Raw genomic sequence first — 13,878 nt, 5'->3', positions numbered from 1 at the left:
CCGAGGGCGGCGACAGCCGGCCGGAGCACAGCGCCTCCTCACGAACCCCTCGTGGGGAGGCGCTGTTCCATGCCGGCGATGAACACGTCCACGTCGAGGTCGAACCGGGCCGCCGTCCTGGACATGAGACCGGCGTCGGCCAGGCTCCGTACCGCCGGATACGCGTCGAGGGACTCCCGCGCGAGGGCGTCACGGTCCTCTGCCGTCCGGGGACGGTCGCCCTCGCGGCCGACGAGGAAGGCGTCCCGTGCCGACGCGTAGCTGAACTCCGCGAGGAGGGCCAGACCACACCCCGCGCTCCCCAGGTCGGAGCCTGCGGCCATCAGGTGTTCCTCGACGGGAACGTCCCGGGCCAGATGGTGCAGCGGTACCGCCCCTCCGGATCGAGTTCGTCCCCCCAGGGGTAGCGCTTCCGCTCCAGGCCGCCGCGGGCCGCGTACTCCCACTCGGCCTCCGTGGGCAGGCACTTGCCCGCCCAGCGGCCGTACGCCTGGGCGTCGTTCCACGAGACGTGGGCCACGGGATGGCCCCACCGGCCCGCCGTGGTGGCGCCCGGCCCTTCGGGCCGGTCCCAGCGCGCTCCGGCGACACCGCACCACCGCGGAGTACGGGCCGGGCGAGGCGATCCCCGGCGCAGGACCGCGGGCAGGAAGCCCGCGAAGACGTAGGACCAGCCGATGCGTTCCGCGTCAGGGACGCATCCCGTGGCATCGACGAAGCAGGCGAACTGCTCGTCGGTGACCGCGCAGACGTCGATGAGGAAGGGAGCGAGGAGCACCCGGCGTACCGGCCCCTCGCCGCCGCCGGGGAAGCCCTCGGCCGGCTCCGCTCCCCCACCACCAGCACCCTGGCGAGCCGGCCCCGGACCGGGCGTGCGACCACACTGCGACCACCACGGCCCGGGAAGCACGAAAGGCCGCCCTCTCACGGATGAGAGAACGACCTCCGACCTGCGTTTCCGCATGGTCGGGACGACAGGATTTGAACCTGCGACCCCTTGACCCCCAGTCAAGTGCGCTACCAAGCTGCGCCACGTCCCGGTGCTCGTCGGTGGCGGGTTTCCCCGCGTCGGCGTGCAGGAGAACACTACCTCACTCCGTGGGGGGAGATCACACATGCGTGCGCGGGGGCGGAGAATGGCGGGGTGAGCGAGGCATCCGGAAGGTACGGGCGCGGCCGGGACCGCGACGAGGAGGGGCGGGCGCGCAGCGCGCGGCCGCGGGACGGGCTCGGGCGGCAGCTGCCGTACGGCGCCCCGGGGGTGGCGCGGCAGCCCGAGGGGGTCGTGCGGGCGCCCGGGGAGACCCTGCGGGAGGCGCAGCGGCTGCTGGACGCCGGGATGCCGTTCCACGCGCACGAGGTCTTCGAGGACGCGTGGAAGTCGGGGCCGGGCGGTGAGCGCGAGCTGTGGCAGGGCCTGGCCCAGCTGGCGGTGGGCCTGACGCACGCCGCGCGGGGGAACGCGACGGGCGGGGCGCGGCTGCTGCGGCGCGGGGCCGGGCGGGTCGCGGGGTACGCGGACGGGGGCGGCGAGACGTACGGCGTGGACGTTCCCGGGCTCGTGGCCTGGGCGGAGGAGCTGGCCGGCCGGGTGGAACCGGGCGGCGCCGGCGGGACCGCTCCCCCGGACGCCGCCACCGAGGCACCCCGGCTGACGGAGGGTCGTGGCGCGGCCGGCTGAGTGACCGCCCGGGGCCTCGGCGACGCCTGCCGGGCGGTCCGTCGCCGGAGGCCGGAGCGGGTGCCTTACGGGACGGCCGCCACCGAGGCGCCCCCGCTGGTGGAGGGCCGTGGCGCGGCGGGCTGAGTCAACGCCCGGGGTCGTGGCGGTGCCCGCCGAGCGGTCCGTCGCCGGAGACCGGTGCGGGTACCGGCCGCCACCGAGGCACCCCGGCCGCCGGGCGGGCCGTCGCGGGAGGTGCCCGCGGGAGGCTGGGGCGAGGGGCGGGCACGGGGCCGGACCGCCGTCGCCCGCTAGGTGGTCAGGACTTCCTTGAGGACCGTGGTGTGGCTGGTCTCTGGGTGCTTAGTGGCGGTGAGGAGGGTGAGGGGGGACGTTTCGGCGAGGGTGCGGAGGCGGTCGAGGGCGTCAGCGGCGTCGGGGGCCGCGAGTTCGGCCTCGTAGCGGCGGCGGAACTCGTCGTAGTCGCCTTCGCCGGGGCCGTGGTACCAGCGGCGGAGTTCCGTGGACGGGGTGAGCGCTTTCGGCCATTCGTCGATGTGGGCGTCCGCCTTGGCGAGGCCGCGGGGCCAGAGGCGGTCGACGAGGACGCGGACGCCGTCGTCGGGGGCCGGGGCGTCGTAGACACGGCGGACGCGGACGGCGGGGGCGGTGGCGGGCATGGCTCCAGGGTGCGGGACCCCGGCGCGCGTCACCCGTCGACGCGCAGGACGGGCAGCAGGACGGCGTCGACGAACGCGCGGGCGGCGGAGGCGTCGGGGAAGCGGTCCTCCAGGAGCCGCTCGATGCGGAGCAGGCCCATGAAGCTGGGGGCGACGAAGGGGATGGCCGGGTTGTCGGCGGCGACCTCGCCCCGGTCGACGGCCCGCTGGACGACGGCGTCGATGGCCGCGACCTCGGGGGCGATGACGGTCTCGCGGATGCAGCCGCGCAGGTCGGGGTGGTGGAGGTACGCCTGGGCGACGGCCTCCATGAGCTCGGTGTCGTGCTCGTGGCGGGCCGTGGCGATGCGGGCGGCCTCGTGCAGGTCGCCCGCGAGGCCGCCGGTGTCGATGCCGGTGAAGATCGCGCAGCGGCGGGCGGCGAGGGCGGCGGTGACGAGCTGCGGCTTGCTGCCCCACTGCCGGTAGAGGGTGGCCTTGCCGCACTTGGTGAGGGCCGCGACGCCCTCCATGGTCACCGCGTCGTAGCCGCCTTCGCGCAGCAGGCGGAGCACGGCCTCGTACAGCTCCGCCTCCCGCTCCGGCGTGATCTTGCTGCGGCGAGCGGCGGCGGTGGCGGCCTGCGTGGACATCGGTTCCTCCCGGAAACCTCGGGGCCCTCCGCGGGGGACGAGAGCACCCTTCTCTGCACATACGAGAGTAGGGGGTGCACAATCGAGACGCAAACGTATCGAGACGCTTGCGTCTCGATGAAATCGGATCTAGAGTTCCTCCGTTTGTTGCAGATTTGACCGATTGACGGATGGGAAGTGCCGCGCCATGGCGACCCGGATACGCGGGACGGGCGGGATGCCCGGGACGCGTCCCGCCTCCCGGGCGGAGGGCGGACGCCCACCGCTCCTGCGCGAGCTGCTGCTCGTCACCGGCCTCTTCCTCGTCTACAAGTTCGGCCGGCTCCTCGCGAACGGCCACGAGACCGCCGCCTTCCGCAACGCCGACCTCGTGTGGGACGCCGAGCGCGCCCTCCACTTCCCCGGCGAGGGCGCGGTCCAGCAGCTCCTGCTGCACGGCGAGCCGCTGATCCGGGCCGCGAACACCTACTACGCGGCCGTGCACTTCCCCGCCACGATCGCCTTCCTCGCCTGGCTGTACTGGCGCCGCCCCGCGCACTACGTGTGGTCGCGGCGCGTCCTGGCGCTGCTCACCGGCGCCGCGCTGGCGCTGCACATCCTGGTGCCGCTCGCGCCGCCCCGGATGCTCGCCGCCACCGGCCTGGTGGACACCGCGCGGGTCTACGGCCCGTCCGTGTACGGCGCCGTCCCGGAGGCCGACTCGATGGCGAACCAGTTCGCCGCGATGCCGTCGCTGCACTTCGGCTGGGCGCTGATGGTCGCGATCGGCCTCATCGCCGCGACGCGCTCGCCGCTGCGCTGGTGGTGGCTGCTGCATCCGGCGCTGACGCTGCTCGTGATCGTCGGCACCGCCAACCACTACTGGACGGACGCGCTCGCCGCGGCGGTCCTGCTGGGCTTCGCCCTGCTCGTCGTCCCGACGCCGGAACGCCCGTCCGAGCCGTCCCCGCCGTCCGAGCCGACGACCGCGGCGCCCGGCGCGCCCCGGCAGCGGACCGACGCCGGGGTCGTCCCGATCGGGGCGCGCCGATGAACGCCGCCGCCGGCACCGTGATCGCGGTGCTCCTCTCGCTCGTCTCCGCCGCCGGGTACGCGCTCGCCGCCGTCGCCGAGGCCCTGCTCGCCGCCGCCCCCGCCACCCCCTCGGGGCGCGGGGCGCTGCGGGCGCTGCTCGCGCGCGGCCAGTGGTGGTCGGCCGTCGGCCTGAACGCCGCCGGAGCCCTCGCCCACGTCGCCGCCCTCCACTACGGGCCGCTGACGCTGGTGCAGCCGCTCGGCGCGCTGACCCTCGTCGCGGCGCTGCCGCTGGCGGCCCGCACGGTCCGCCGCCGGGTGACCCGGACCGAGTGGCGCGGGGCGCTGTGGACCCTGGTGGGCCTGGTCGGCCTCGTCGCGGTCACCGCGCCGGCCGCGCCCGGCGAGGCGCTGACCCTGGCCGAGGCCCTGGTGGTCGCCGGGGCGACGGCGCTGCTGATCGCGGCGCTCGCGGGCGGCGGGCGGGCCGGGCGTGAAGGGGGCGGCGTACGGGCCGGCGGGCTGGGGCACGCGACCGCCTCCGGCATCGCCTCGGGCGTCGGCTCGGCCCTCACCCAGACCCTCACCGCCGCGCTGGCCCTCGGCCTCCCGGGCGGGCGGCCGTCCTGGTGGCAGACCGCCCTGCTCGCGGTGCTGATCTCGGCCTTCGCCATGGGCGGGCTGCTCCTCTCGCAGACCGCCTACCGGGGCGGCCTGGCCGCTCCGCTGGCGGTGGTGAACCTGTCGAACCCGGCGGCCGCCGCCGTCACCGGGGTGGCCCTGCTGGGCGAGACCGTCCGCGCGGGCGCCTGGGGCTGGCCGGCCGCCGCCGCGGCGTCGCTGGTCGCGGCCCTGGGCGTCGTCCTCCTGACCACGGGCGGCCTGACGCCCGCGCGACCCGAGCCGGAAGCCGCGGCGCCCGAGGCCCGCCCGGCGGGCCCGGTCACGGTGCCGCCGTCCCTCGGCGAGCCGGCGATGTCGAACCTGGCCGAGGCGCTGGGCGGCACGCTCACTCCCGTACGGGAGGCGGAGCCGGCGCGGTGACGGGCGGGGCGGGACCCCGCCCGCCCGGCAGGGCCGGGGAGGGGGTCCTCCCCGGCCCTGCGCCCCTCCCCCCCTCCCCCTCTCCTCCACCCCGACAGCACCCTCCACCCCTCCCCCTCTCCTCCACCCCGACAGCACCCTCCTCCCCTCCCCCTCTCCTCCACCCCGGCAGCACCCTCCGCCCCTCCCCCTCTCCTCCACCCCAAAACCCTCTTAGCGTCACCTTGACGACAACCGACCTCCGGCTCTATCGTCATGGTGACGACAAGGGGGTTCTCTCATGGCCGACATCACCCGGCGGGCAGGCTGGCGCCACCTGCGCTCCGCGCCCACCGCCCACGTCCGGCACATGCGCGGCGGGCGGCTCGCGCACGACGGGGCCGGACTCAGCTTCTGGTTCCGGCCGCGGAGCGCGGCACTGTCCGAGGTGCCGGTGGACGACCGCGAGCTGGCCATGGCCTTCCACGCGCGCACCGCGGACTTCCAGGACGTGAGCGTGCAGTCCACCGTCACGTACCGGATAGGGGACCCGGCGACGGCCGCCGCGCGGCTCGACTTCTCCATCGACCCCGACACCGGGGTCTGGCGGGGCACCCCGCTGGAGCAGATCGCGACGCTGCTGACCGAGACCGCCCAGCAGCACGCCCTCGACGTCCTCGCGCGCACCCCGCTCGCCCGGGCGCTGGTGGACGGCGTGGCGGCGGTGCGGGAGCGGATCACGGACGGGCTGGCCGCCGAACCGCGGCTGCCGGCCACCGGCATCGAGGTGGTCGCGGTCCGCGTGATCGCGCTCCGCCCCGAGCCCGAGGTCGAGCGCGCCCTGCGCACCCCGGCGCGCGAGCAGATCCAGCAGGAGGCCGACCGGGCCACGTACGAGCGGCGCGCGGTGGCGGTCGAGCGGGAGCGGACGATCGCGGAGAACGAGCTGGCCAGCAAGATCGAGCTGGCCCGCCAGGAGGAGCGGCTCGTCGAGCAGCGCGGCACCAACGCGCGCCGCGAGGCGGAGGAGTCCGCCGCCGCGGACGCGGTGCGGGCAGAGGCCGAGGCCGTGCGGAAGGTGCGTCTGGCGCGGGCCGAGGCGGAGGCGGCGCGCGAGGTCGGCGAGGCCTGGGCCGCCGCGCAGACGGCGTGGCTCCAGGCGCACGCGGCGGCCGAGCCGGCCGTCCTGCACGCCCGGGCGCTCGCCCGGGCCGCCGAGCAGCTGCCCCGGATCGAGCACCTCACCCTCTCCCCCGACGTCCTCACCGGCCTCCTCGCGAAGCTCGGCGGCAGCGGCGGGACGGGCGCGTGAGCCTCGCGCCGCGGGCGGTCCTCGTGCACCGCAGGACGGAGTACGAGGAGCTGCTCGCCCGGCACGGGACGCACGGGCAGGCCGCGTTCTTCCTCGCGGCCCGCGGCCGCTCGGCCGACGAGGTCCGCGAGCGGCACGACCGTGCGCGGCGGGCGCTCGCGGCGGTCGCCGCCGCCGTGCCGCTGGCCTGGCGACAGACCCGGGTGGAACGCGCCGATCTGGACCGGTTCCTCTTCGGGCCGGAGGACGTGGTCGTGGTGGTCGGCCAGGACGGGCTGGTCGCCAACACCGCCAAGTACCTCGCCGGGCAGCCCGTCGTCGGCGTGGACGCCGACCCCGGGCGCAACCCCGGCGTGCTCGTCCGGCACCGGCCCGCGGACGCCCGCCGACTGCTGCCGCACGCGGCCGGGCCGGGAACGGCGGTCGACGAGCTGACCATGGTCGCGGCGGCCACGGACGACGGCCAGCGGCTGCTCGCCCTGAACGAGATCTACGTGGGCCCGCCGGGCCACCAGACGGCCCGCTACACCCTGGACGCGGCGGGCGGCGACGACCCCGGCCCCGAACCCCAGGCGTCCTCGGGGGTGCTGGCCGGCACCGGCACCGGTGCCACCGGCTGGCTCCGCTCGCTCTGGCAGCAGCGTTCCAGCGCGCTGGCGCTGCCCGGGCCGGCGGAGCCCCGGCTCGCCTGGTTCGTCCGCGAGGCGTGGCCCTCCCCGACGACCGGCACGCGCCGGGTCGAAGGGCTGCTCGGTCCCGGGCAGGACCTGCGCCTCACCGTCGAGTCCGACCGCCTCGTCGCCTTCGGCGACGGCGTCGAGTCCGACGCCCTCGACCTGACCTGGGGCCAGACCGTCCGTCTGTCCGTCGCCGACACCCGCCTGCGCCTGGTGACCTGATCTGTCCCGCCCGGGGACCCGGCCGCGCGCCGGGCCCGGCCGGCGGGGGCGGCCGGAATCGATCGGCGCCCTCCGGAAGGGGCCCCAGGAGGCGCTAGGGTGGGGCGCTTTGACCGATTTGGTGTGCGGTGTCATACGAAAGGCTCCCCCATGACCTCCCCGTCCTCCGGTCCGATCACCGTCGCTCCCGCCAGCCGCGCCGAGTGGGAGCTCGTGCAGGGCTGGGCCGCCGAGGAGGGGTGGAATCCCGGTCGGGCGGACGGGGACGCCTTCTTCGCGCAGGATCCGGACGGCTTCTTCCTCGGGCGGGTCGACGGCGAGCCGGTCTCCGCCGTCTCGGTGGTGACCTACGGGGACGCGTACGCCTTCCTCGGCTTCTACCTCGTCCGGCCCGAACTGCGCGGACGGGGGCTCGGGCTGGCCACCTGGCGGGCCGGACTCGCCCACGCGGGCGGGCGGGCCGTGGGACTCGACGGGGTGCCCGCGCAGCAGGACAACTACCGGCGCTCCGGGTTCACGACCGCCTATCGGACCGCCCGCTATGTCGGAGAAGTACCGGTCCCGGAGGGCCCGGTGGCCGGGGTGGTGCCGGCCGCACGGGTCGATCCCGCGCTCCTCGCCGCGTACGACTCCGCCTGCCACCACGCCGAACGCCCCCGGTTCCTCGCCGCCTGGCTCACGACCCCCGGGCACCGCGCCCTCGCGAGGGTGGTGGACGGCCGGGTGACCGGCTACGGCGTCGTACGGCCCTGCCAGGACGAGGCGCGCGTGGGGCCGCTGTTCGCGGACGGCCCGGCGGACGCGGCGGCGCTGCTCGACGCGCTGGCCGAGGAGGCGCGGGGCTTCGGCGCGCGGTCGATCGCCGTCGACATGCCGGAGACCAACCCGGCGGCGGCCCGGCTCGCCGAGGACCGCGGCCTCACCCCCACCTTCGAGACGGCCCGCATGTACACGGCCCCGGTCCGACCGGTCGCCGTGGACCGCGTCTTCGGCGTCACGACCCTCGAACTCGGCTGAGCCCGGACGGAGGCGGCGGCCCCCACTCCCCCGAGAGGCTGACGAAGCAACCCCCCGCCCCCTTCGCGGGATGAGCGACGTCCACGCCTCGCGCCGCCCCTCGCCCCCTTCGCCGGAGGAGCGGCGCCCGCCCCTCGCGCCCCCGCCACCCCCGCGTCCTCGCCCGGCGCCCGCCCGCGTGCCCGCGAGCGGGTCGGATCGGGGCGGTCACGCGTACGGAAAGGGGGCGCGGGGCCGGTCGGACCGGGGCGCGGGCGCCTCGCCGGCCGGGGTCGGGCGGCTCCGGCGGGGGACCCCCTCCCCACCCGTGAGGGGTGACAAGGGTTTTCCCCGTATCGCGTTCACCTCCCCGTTCCCTACTGTCCTCCGCACCGGCGGATATCATCCCCCGCAGCGCACCTGACAGGTGCATGCGGGGAGATCGCCGCCGGTGACGGCCTTGACCCGGGCCGTCGGCGCCGGTGGCGGCGCACGGGCCCCCCAGCCCAGGGACCACGGCCGCGACCCCACTTCGCACCGCGACTCCCGCGCCGCCGCCACTGCCCGCAACCACGTCGTAATCGAAAGGGCCAACCACTTTGAACGGTTCCAGGCGGAGAGTCATATCCGTGGTCGCCACCGCCGCGATCATCGGTGCCGCTGCCACGACCACCGGGGCGTTCGCCGCCGCCCCGGCCGCTCCCTCCCCGAAGCCGGCTCCGGCTTCGCAGGCGATGAAGGCGCTCCCCAGCGCCCCCGTCGAGAAGGTCATCGTCACCTACAAGAGCCAGGCCCCCGAGGCCGGTTCCAACGCGGCGGCGAAGACCGACACCGCCGAGAAGGCCGCGAAGACGGGCGAGCGGCTCGCCTTCGAGCGCCGCCTCTCCGGCGGCGGCGCCCTGGTCGACCTGGGCGACTCCGCCACGACGCAGGACGTGAACGAGGTCATGGCCGCCTTCCGCGCCGACCCGTCCGTCGCCACCGTCGAGCCGGACATCCGCGCCTACGCCATGGCCGTGACCCCGAACGACACCGACTACGCCAAGCAGTGGGACCTCGTCGAGGCCACCGGCGGCATGAACGTTCCGTCCGCCTGGGACAAGACGACCGGCTCCGGCGTCACCGTCGCCGTCATCGACACCGGCTACGCGGCCCACTCGGACCTCGCGTCCAACGTCGTCGCCGGCTACGACTTCATCTCCAGCTCCGCCGACGCCCGCGACGGCAACGGCCGCGACGCGGACTCCAAGGACGAGGGCGACTGGAACGCCACCGCCGGCGAGTGCGGCACCGGCTCCACGGCGTCCAGCTCCTCCTGGCACGGCACCCACGTGGCGGGCACCATCGCCGCGGTCACCCACAACTCCAAGGGCATCGCGGGCATCGCGTACAACGCGAAGATCCAGCCCGTGCGGGTGCTCGGCAAGTGCGGCGGCTCGTCCTCCGACATCGCCGACGCCATCACCTGGGCCTCCGGCGGCACCGTGTCGGGCGTCCCGGCCAACCCCACCCCGGCCAAGGTCATCAACCTGAGCCTGGGCGGCGCCAGCTCCACCTGCCCGAGCGTCTACCAGACCGCGATCAACGGCGCCGTCTCGCGCGGTACCACCGTCGTCGTCGCCGCGGGCAACAGCAACGCCAACACCTCCGGCTTCACGCCCGCGAACTGCTCGAACGTCATCACCGTGGCGTCGACCAACCGCGCCGGCGCCCGGTCGTACTACTCCAACTACGGCACCCTCGTGGACGTGTCCGCCCCCGGCGGCGAGACCCGCAACGCCACGGACACGCCCGGCACCGTCACCACGCCCGAGAACGCGATCTACTCCACGCTGAACTCGGGTGCGACGACCCAGTCGACCGAGAACTACAAGCCCTACCAGGGCACCTCCATGGCCGCGCCGCACATCGCCGGTCTCGCCGCCCTCATGAAGTCGGCCAAGAGCACCCTCACCCCGGCCGAGATCGAGTCGGCGATCAAGAGCAACGCCCGCCCGCTGCCCGGTGCCTGCACCGGCGGCTGCGGCTCCGGCATCGCCGACGCGGCCAAGACCGTGAACTCGGTCACCGGCACCACCCAGCCGGGCACCGTCTTCACCAACGCCAACGACGTCACGATCTCCGACAACACCACCGTGTCGTCCTCGATCGCCGTCACCGGCCGCACCGGCAACGCCCCCGCCGCCCTCAAGGTCGGCGTGGACATCAAGCACACCTGGCGCGGGGACCTGGTCGTCGACCTGGTCGCCCCCGACGGCACGGTGCGCAACCTGAAGGCGTCCTCCTCCTCGGACAGCGCCGACAACGTCCTCGCGACGTACACCGTCGACGCCTCCAGCGAGGTCGCCAACGGCACCTGGAAGCTCCAGGTGCGCGATGTGGCCACGGGTGACACCGGCTACATCGACTCGTGGAGCCTCACCTTCTGATCCACCGCTCAACCACCCCCCACATCAGCATCATTGCTGGTCAGCGACGCGCTCGTGGTCTACACCACGGGCGCGTCCTGGCGCGTGGGAGCGCGACCGCGCGGTGCGGCGTGTCCGCATGCCGGACAAGGGGCCTGGACGGAGCGCCCCGGCTCCGTATCCTCTGCGCAGGGCTCATGGGCGGGGCCCACGGGCGGAGGTGGCGACCAGGTGACGACGGTTCCGCACGGCCCCCTGCCCGCACGCGCTCCCGGAGCGGCCGGGCCGCCGGCCCCGGTGGGCCGCGAGGAGCTGCTCGCCCGACTCGAATCCGTTCTCCACGCCCGCGGCCGCGCCCTCCTCACGGGCCCCGCCGGCGTCGGCAAGACCGAGGTCGCCCTCGCCGCCGGCGCCCGCGCCGCGGCCCGCGGCGAGACCGTGCTGTGGCTCGCCGCCCTCCTCGCCGACCGCGCGATACCGGGCGCCGCAGCGGCCGCGCTGGTCGCCTCCGTGGCGACCACCGTCACCCGGCCCGGACCGCGCGCCGAACCGGCCCCCGCCGTCGAGGACGGCCCGGCCGGCATCCCCGCGACCGTCGCCCCCGGCGGCCCCGGCACGCTGCCGTCCGGGGTCTTCGCCTCCGGCGTCTTCGACGACCTGCCGGGACCGCAGCGCACCGCCGTCGCCATGCTCTGCCGCGAGGCGCCCATCCAGCAGGGCGGCTGGGACCCGATCGCCCTGCGCCTGGGCATCGCCCGCATCCTGCGCACGCTCACCTCCCGCGGACCGGTGCTCCTCGTCGTCGACGGCGCCGAGTTCCTCGACCACGACAGCACCGACCTGCTCCGCTTCGCCCTCCACCTCGCCCCGCCGTCGCTGCGGGTGATCGCGGTCGAGACGCCGGAGCCGTACGGGGACACCCACGGCACCGACGCCCCGGAACCCGGCGGCGGCGCGCCCGGGCACCCGGGCCGGGCGGGCGCCGGGCACACCGCCCACCTGTGGGTCCCGTCCGAGGCCGATCTGCTCCTGGTGCCACCGCTCCAGGCCGACGAGATCGCCGCGCTCCTCATCCACCACCGGCTGCCGTCCCGGATGGCCGGCCGCATCCACCGCGCCAGCGGCGGCAACCCCCGGCTCGCGCTCGCCGTCGGCCGCTCGCTCGCCGACGCCCGCACGCCCGTGCACCACGCGGAGGCCCTGACGCTCTCCGGCCGCGCCCGGGACCTGGCCCGCCAGCTCCTGGGGGCCGCTCCCCCACCGGTCCGGGCCACCGCGCTGCTCGCCGCGCTCGCGCTGCGCCCCTCGGCGACGCTGGTGCGGCGGGCCCGGCGGCCCAGGGTGGAGGCCGACCTCGCGGCCGCCGAGCGGGCCGGCCTGGTGTCGCTCGCCGAGGACGGGTCGCTCGCCTTCACCGCGGGCCTCCTGCCCTCCACGCTGGTGCACGACGCCTGCTGGGCGGAGCGCAGCGCCGGGCACGCGGCGCTGGCCGAGGTCGTGGACGATCCGGTGGAGGCGGTACGGCACCGGGCGCTGGCCTCCGACCGGCCGGACGAGGAGCTGGCCGCCGAGGTGACGGCCGCGACGGAGGTCGCCCGGCGACGCGGGAACAACGCGCTCGCCGCCGAACTCGCCCTGCTGGCCGCCGAGTCCACGCCGGGCCGGGACGGGGCGCGGCGCATCGCCCGACTGGTGGACGCGGCCGAGGAGGCCGCCCGGGCCGCCCGGGCCGACCTGGCGATGCGGGCCGCCACGGATCTGCTCGCCCGCGACGCCTCCCCCACCGACCGGGTGCGGGCCCGCCTCGCGGTCCTCGACACCGCGGGACAGGGCCTCACCGACCTGGACGACATGTACGTCCACGCCATGGAGGACTCGGAGGGCGCGACCGCGCTCCGGGCCGCCGTGCAGCTGCGGCTGGCCGTCAAGTACGTGCTGGCCGACGGCGATCCGGAGCGCTCCCGGACGGCGGCGATGGAGTCCGCCGCGCTCGCCGCTTCGGTGGGCGACGTCCGCACCGCCGCGCAGGCGCTGACCGTGCAGGCGCGGATGGAACGGGCCCTGGGCACCGCCGACTCGGAGCCGGTTCTGGCGCGCGCCCGCGAACTGGAGCTGACCGAACGGCCGTTGGGCATCCGCAACGCCGCCCAGATCCTGACGATCCGGCACGCCCTCTTCGACGACCGGCTCACGGACGCCCGGGACGAGCTGAACGCACTGCTGCCGCTGGTGCAGCGACGCGGCTCGGTCGAGGACGCCATCGAGCTGTTCCGGACGCTCGCCGAGATCGAGTCGCGGATCGGCGCGTGCGCGGCGGCGCTCGCGCACGCCGGCCAGTCGCTGGCGCTCACCCTGGAGGCCGGCCTCTCCCCCGGCCCCGCCTGGTACGCGCTGGCGCTCGCCGAGACCGCCGGCGGCAGCCTGGGCCGGGCGGCGAGCTACGCGCGGCGGAGCGTGCAGGCGTCCGAGGAGGAGGGCGACCGGGTCTTCCTCTCCCGCAGCCGGTACGCCCTGGGCCGCGTCCAGCTGGTCAACGGCGACGTGGCGGCGGCCCTGGAGACCCTGCGCCGGGTGCAGACCGACGAGCGGGCTCAGTCCACGGTCGACCCTTCGATGCTGCGCTGGCACGAGGAGCTGGCGGAGGCACTGCTCGCGCACGACGCCGTCGAGGACGCGCTGGCGCTGCTCGCGGAGGTCCGTCCGGTGGCCCGGCGGCTCGGCCGGTCCACGGTGCTGCTCGGCTGCGACCGGGCACAGGCGCTGTGCCTGGCGGCGGAGGGCCGGACGGACGAGGCGGCGGAGCTGCTGACCGGCACGGCCTCCCGGTTCGCGGAGGCGGGGCTGCCGCTGGAGCAGGGGCGGGCGCTGATGGCGCTGGCCCGGGTGGAGCGCAAGCGGCGGCGCCGGTCGGCCGCGCAGACGGCGCTGCACGCGGCGGCCACGATCTTCGAGCGGGCCGGGGCGGTGCCGTGGTTGGCGCTGGCCACCGAGGCCCCGGCCGGTGAGCTGCCGGGGACGGCGACGGGCGGCGACGAGGCCCCGACGGCGCTGGCGTCGCTGACCGAGGCGGAGCTGCGGCTGGCCCGGCTGGTGGGGCAGGGCGCCTCGAACCAGGAGGCGGCGGCGAAGCTGTTCCTGAGCGTGAAGACGGTGGAGGCGCGGCTGACCCGCATCTACCAGAAGCTGGACGTGCGCTCCCGCTCCCAGCTGGCGACGGCGCTCCGCCCCTGAGGACGGAGCGCGCCGCCCGC

Annotated in this window: 12 protein-coding genes and 1 tRNA gene; 8 read left to right on the top strand and 5 right to left on the bottom strand. The window is 76.2% G+C overall.

What is annotated here, in order from left to right; genetic code table 11:
- Positions 1-38: 38 nt before the first annotated feature.
- From IE321_RS14095 to IE321_RS14085, 3 genes are all read right to left on the bottom strand, one after another.
- The gene (locus IE321_RS14095; RefSeq protein ID WP_190223120.1) at positions 39-323 is read right to left on the bottom strand and encodes a hypothetical protein; all 285 of its coding nucleotides are present in this window, start codon (positions 321-323) and stop codon (positions 39-41) included.
- Complete coding sequence (locus IE321_RS14090; RefSeq protein ID WP_226652747.1) at positions 323-964, bottom strand: SUMF1/EgtB/PvdO family nonheme iron enzyme; 642 nt, start codon at positions 962-964, stop codon at positions 323-325. The genes IE321_RS14095 and IE321_RS14090 overlap by 1 nt, the downstream gene beginning before the upstream one ends.
- A tRNA-Pro gene (locus IE321_RS14085) sits at positions 964-1,040 on the bottom strand. Before IE321_RS14085 ends, IE321_RS14090 begins: the two co-directional genes overlap by 1 nt.
- A 104-nt stretch (positions 1,041-1,144) precedes the next feature.
- On the opposite strand from IE321_RS14085, the gene IE321_RS14080 reads away from it, so the two are divergent.
- Positions 1,145-1,681 carry a DUF309 domain-containing protein gene (locus tag IE321_RS14080; protein ID WP_229916397.1) on the top strand — a complete coding sequence of 179 codons (537 nt, stop codon included), beginning with the start codon at positions 1,145-1,147 and terminating at the stop codon, positions 1,679-1,681.
- A gap of 293 nt (positions 1,682-1,974) precedes the next feature.
- On the opposite strand, the gene IE321_RS14075 is transcribed toward IE321_RS14080, so the two are convergent.
- Positions 1,975-2,343, bottom strand: a complete 369-nt coding sequence (locus IE321_RS14075; RefSeq protein WP_190223118.1) for a DUF488 domain-containing protein — start codon at positions 2,341-2,343, stop codon at positions 1,975-1,977.
- A 29-nt stretch (positions 2,344-2,372) separates the two neighbouring features.
- Positions 2,373-2,975, bottom strand: coding sequence for a TetR/AcrR family transcriptional regulator (locus tag IE321_RS14070; protein WP_043227167.1), 603 nt, complete (start codon positions 2,973-2,975; stop codon positions 2,373-2,375).
- Between the two features lie 217 nt (positions 2,976-3,192).
- Between IE321_RS14070 and IE321_RS14065 the strand changes: the two genes are divergently transcribed.
- From IE321_RS14065 to IE321_RS14035, 7 genes are all read left to right on the top strand, one after another.
- On the top strand, positions 3,193-4,008 hold the full coding sequence (locus IE321_RS14065) for a phosphatase PAP2 family protein (protein ID WP_190223117.1): 816 nt from the start codon (positions 3,193-3,195) through the stop codon (positions 4,006-4,008).
- Complete coding sequence (locus IE321_RS14060; RefSeq protein ID WP_190223116.1) at positions 4,005-5,033, top strand: DMT family transporter; 1,029 nt, start codon at positions 4,005-4,007, stop codon at positions 5,031-5,033. Before IE321_RS14065 ends, IE321_RS14060 begins: the two co-directional genes overlap by 4 nt.
- 280 nt (positions 5,034-5,313) lie before the next feature.
- Positions 5,314-6,324, top strand: coding sequence for an SPFH domain-containing protein (locus IE321_RS14055; RefSeq protein ID WP_190223115.1), 1,011 nt, complete (start codon positions 5,314-5,316; stop codon positions 6,322-6,324).
- Complete coding sequence (locus IE321_RS14050; protein WP_190223114.1) at positions 6,321-7,223, top strand: hypothetical protein; 903 nt, start codon at positions 6,321-6,323, stop codon at positions 7,221-7,223. The genes IE321_RS14055 and IE321_RS14050 overlap by 4 nt, the downstream gene beginning before the upstream one ends.
- Before the next feature lie 150 nt (positions 7,224-7,373).
- Positions 7,374-8,240 carry a GNAT family N-acetyltransferase gene (locus IE321_RS14045; RefSeq protein WP_190223113.1) on the top strand — a complete coding sequence of 289 codons (867 nt, stop codon included), beginning with the start codon at positions 7,374-7,376 and terminating at the stop codon, positions 8,238-8,240.
- 608 nt (positions 8,241-8,848) lie between these two features.
- The gene (locus IE321_RS14040; RefSeq protein ID WP_190223112.1) at positions 8,849-10,648 is read left to right on the top strand and encodes a S8 family serine peptidase; all 1,800 of its coding nucleotides are present in this window, start codon (positions 8,849-8,851) and stop codon (positions 10,646-10,648) included.
- Between the two features lie 210 nt (positions 10,649-10,858).
- Positions 10,859-13,858, top strand: coding sequence for a helix-turn-helix domain-containing protein (locus IE321_RS14035; RefSeq protein ID WP_190223111.1), 3,000 nt, complete (start codon positions 10,859-10,861; stop codon positions 13,856-13,858).
- Positions 13,859-13,878 lie beyond the last annotated feature (20 nt).

Source organism: Streptomyces hydrogenans (assembly GCF_014656075.1).
Taxonomy (GTDB): Bacteria; Actinomycetota; Actinomycetes; order Streptomycetales; family Streptomycetaceae; genus Streptomyces; species Streptomyces hydrogenans.
This window is presented reverse-complemented; position numbering and strand designations above follow the sequence as displayed.

What these genes read in the sequence shown, in the direction of transcription:
- IE321_RS14065 (WP_190223117.1), top strand. Translation starts at nt 3,193, where the DNA reads ATGCCCGGGACGCGTCCCGCCTCCCGGGCGGAGGGCGGACGCCCACCG.
- IE321_RS14075 (WP_190223118.1), bottom strand. Translation starts at nt 2,343, where the DNA reads ATGCCCGCCACCGCCCCCGCCGTCCGCGTCCGCCGTGTCTACGACGCC.
- IE321_RS14070 (WP_043227167.1), bottom strand. Translation starts at nt 2,975, where the DNA reads ATGTCCACGCAGGCCGCCACCGCCGCCGCTCGCCGCAGCAAGATCACG.
- IE321_RS14060 (WP_190223116.1), top strand. Translation starts at nt 4,005, where the DNA reads ATGAACGCCGCCGCCGGCACCGTGATCGCGGTGCTCCTCTCGCTCGTC.
- IE321_RS14055 (WP_190223115.1), top strand. Translation starts at nt 5,314, where the DNA reads ATGGCCGACATCACCCGGCGGGCAGGCTGGCGCCACCTGCGCTCCGCG.
- IE321_RS14045 (WP_190223113.1), top strand. Translation starts at nt 7,374, where the DNA reads ATGACCTCCCCGTCCTCCGGTCCGATCACCGTCGCTCCCGCCAGCCGC.
- IE321_RS14095 (WP_190223120.1), bottom strand. Translation starts at nt 323, where the DNA reads ATGGCCGCAGGCTCCGACCTGGGGAGCGCGGGGTGTGGTCTGGCCCTC.
- IE321_RS14090 (WP_226652747.1), bottom strand. Translation starts at nt 964, where the DNA reads ATGCGGAAACGCAGGTCGGAGGTCGTTCTCTCATCCGTGAGAGGGCGG.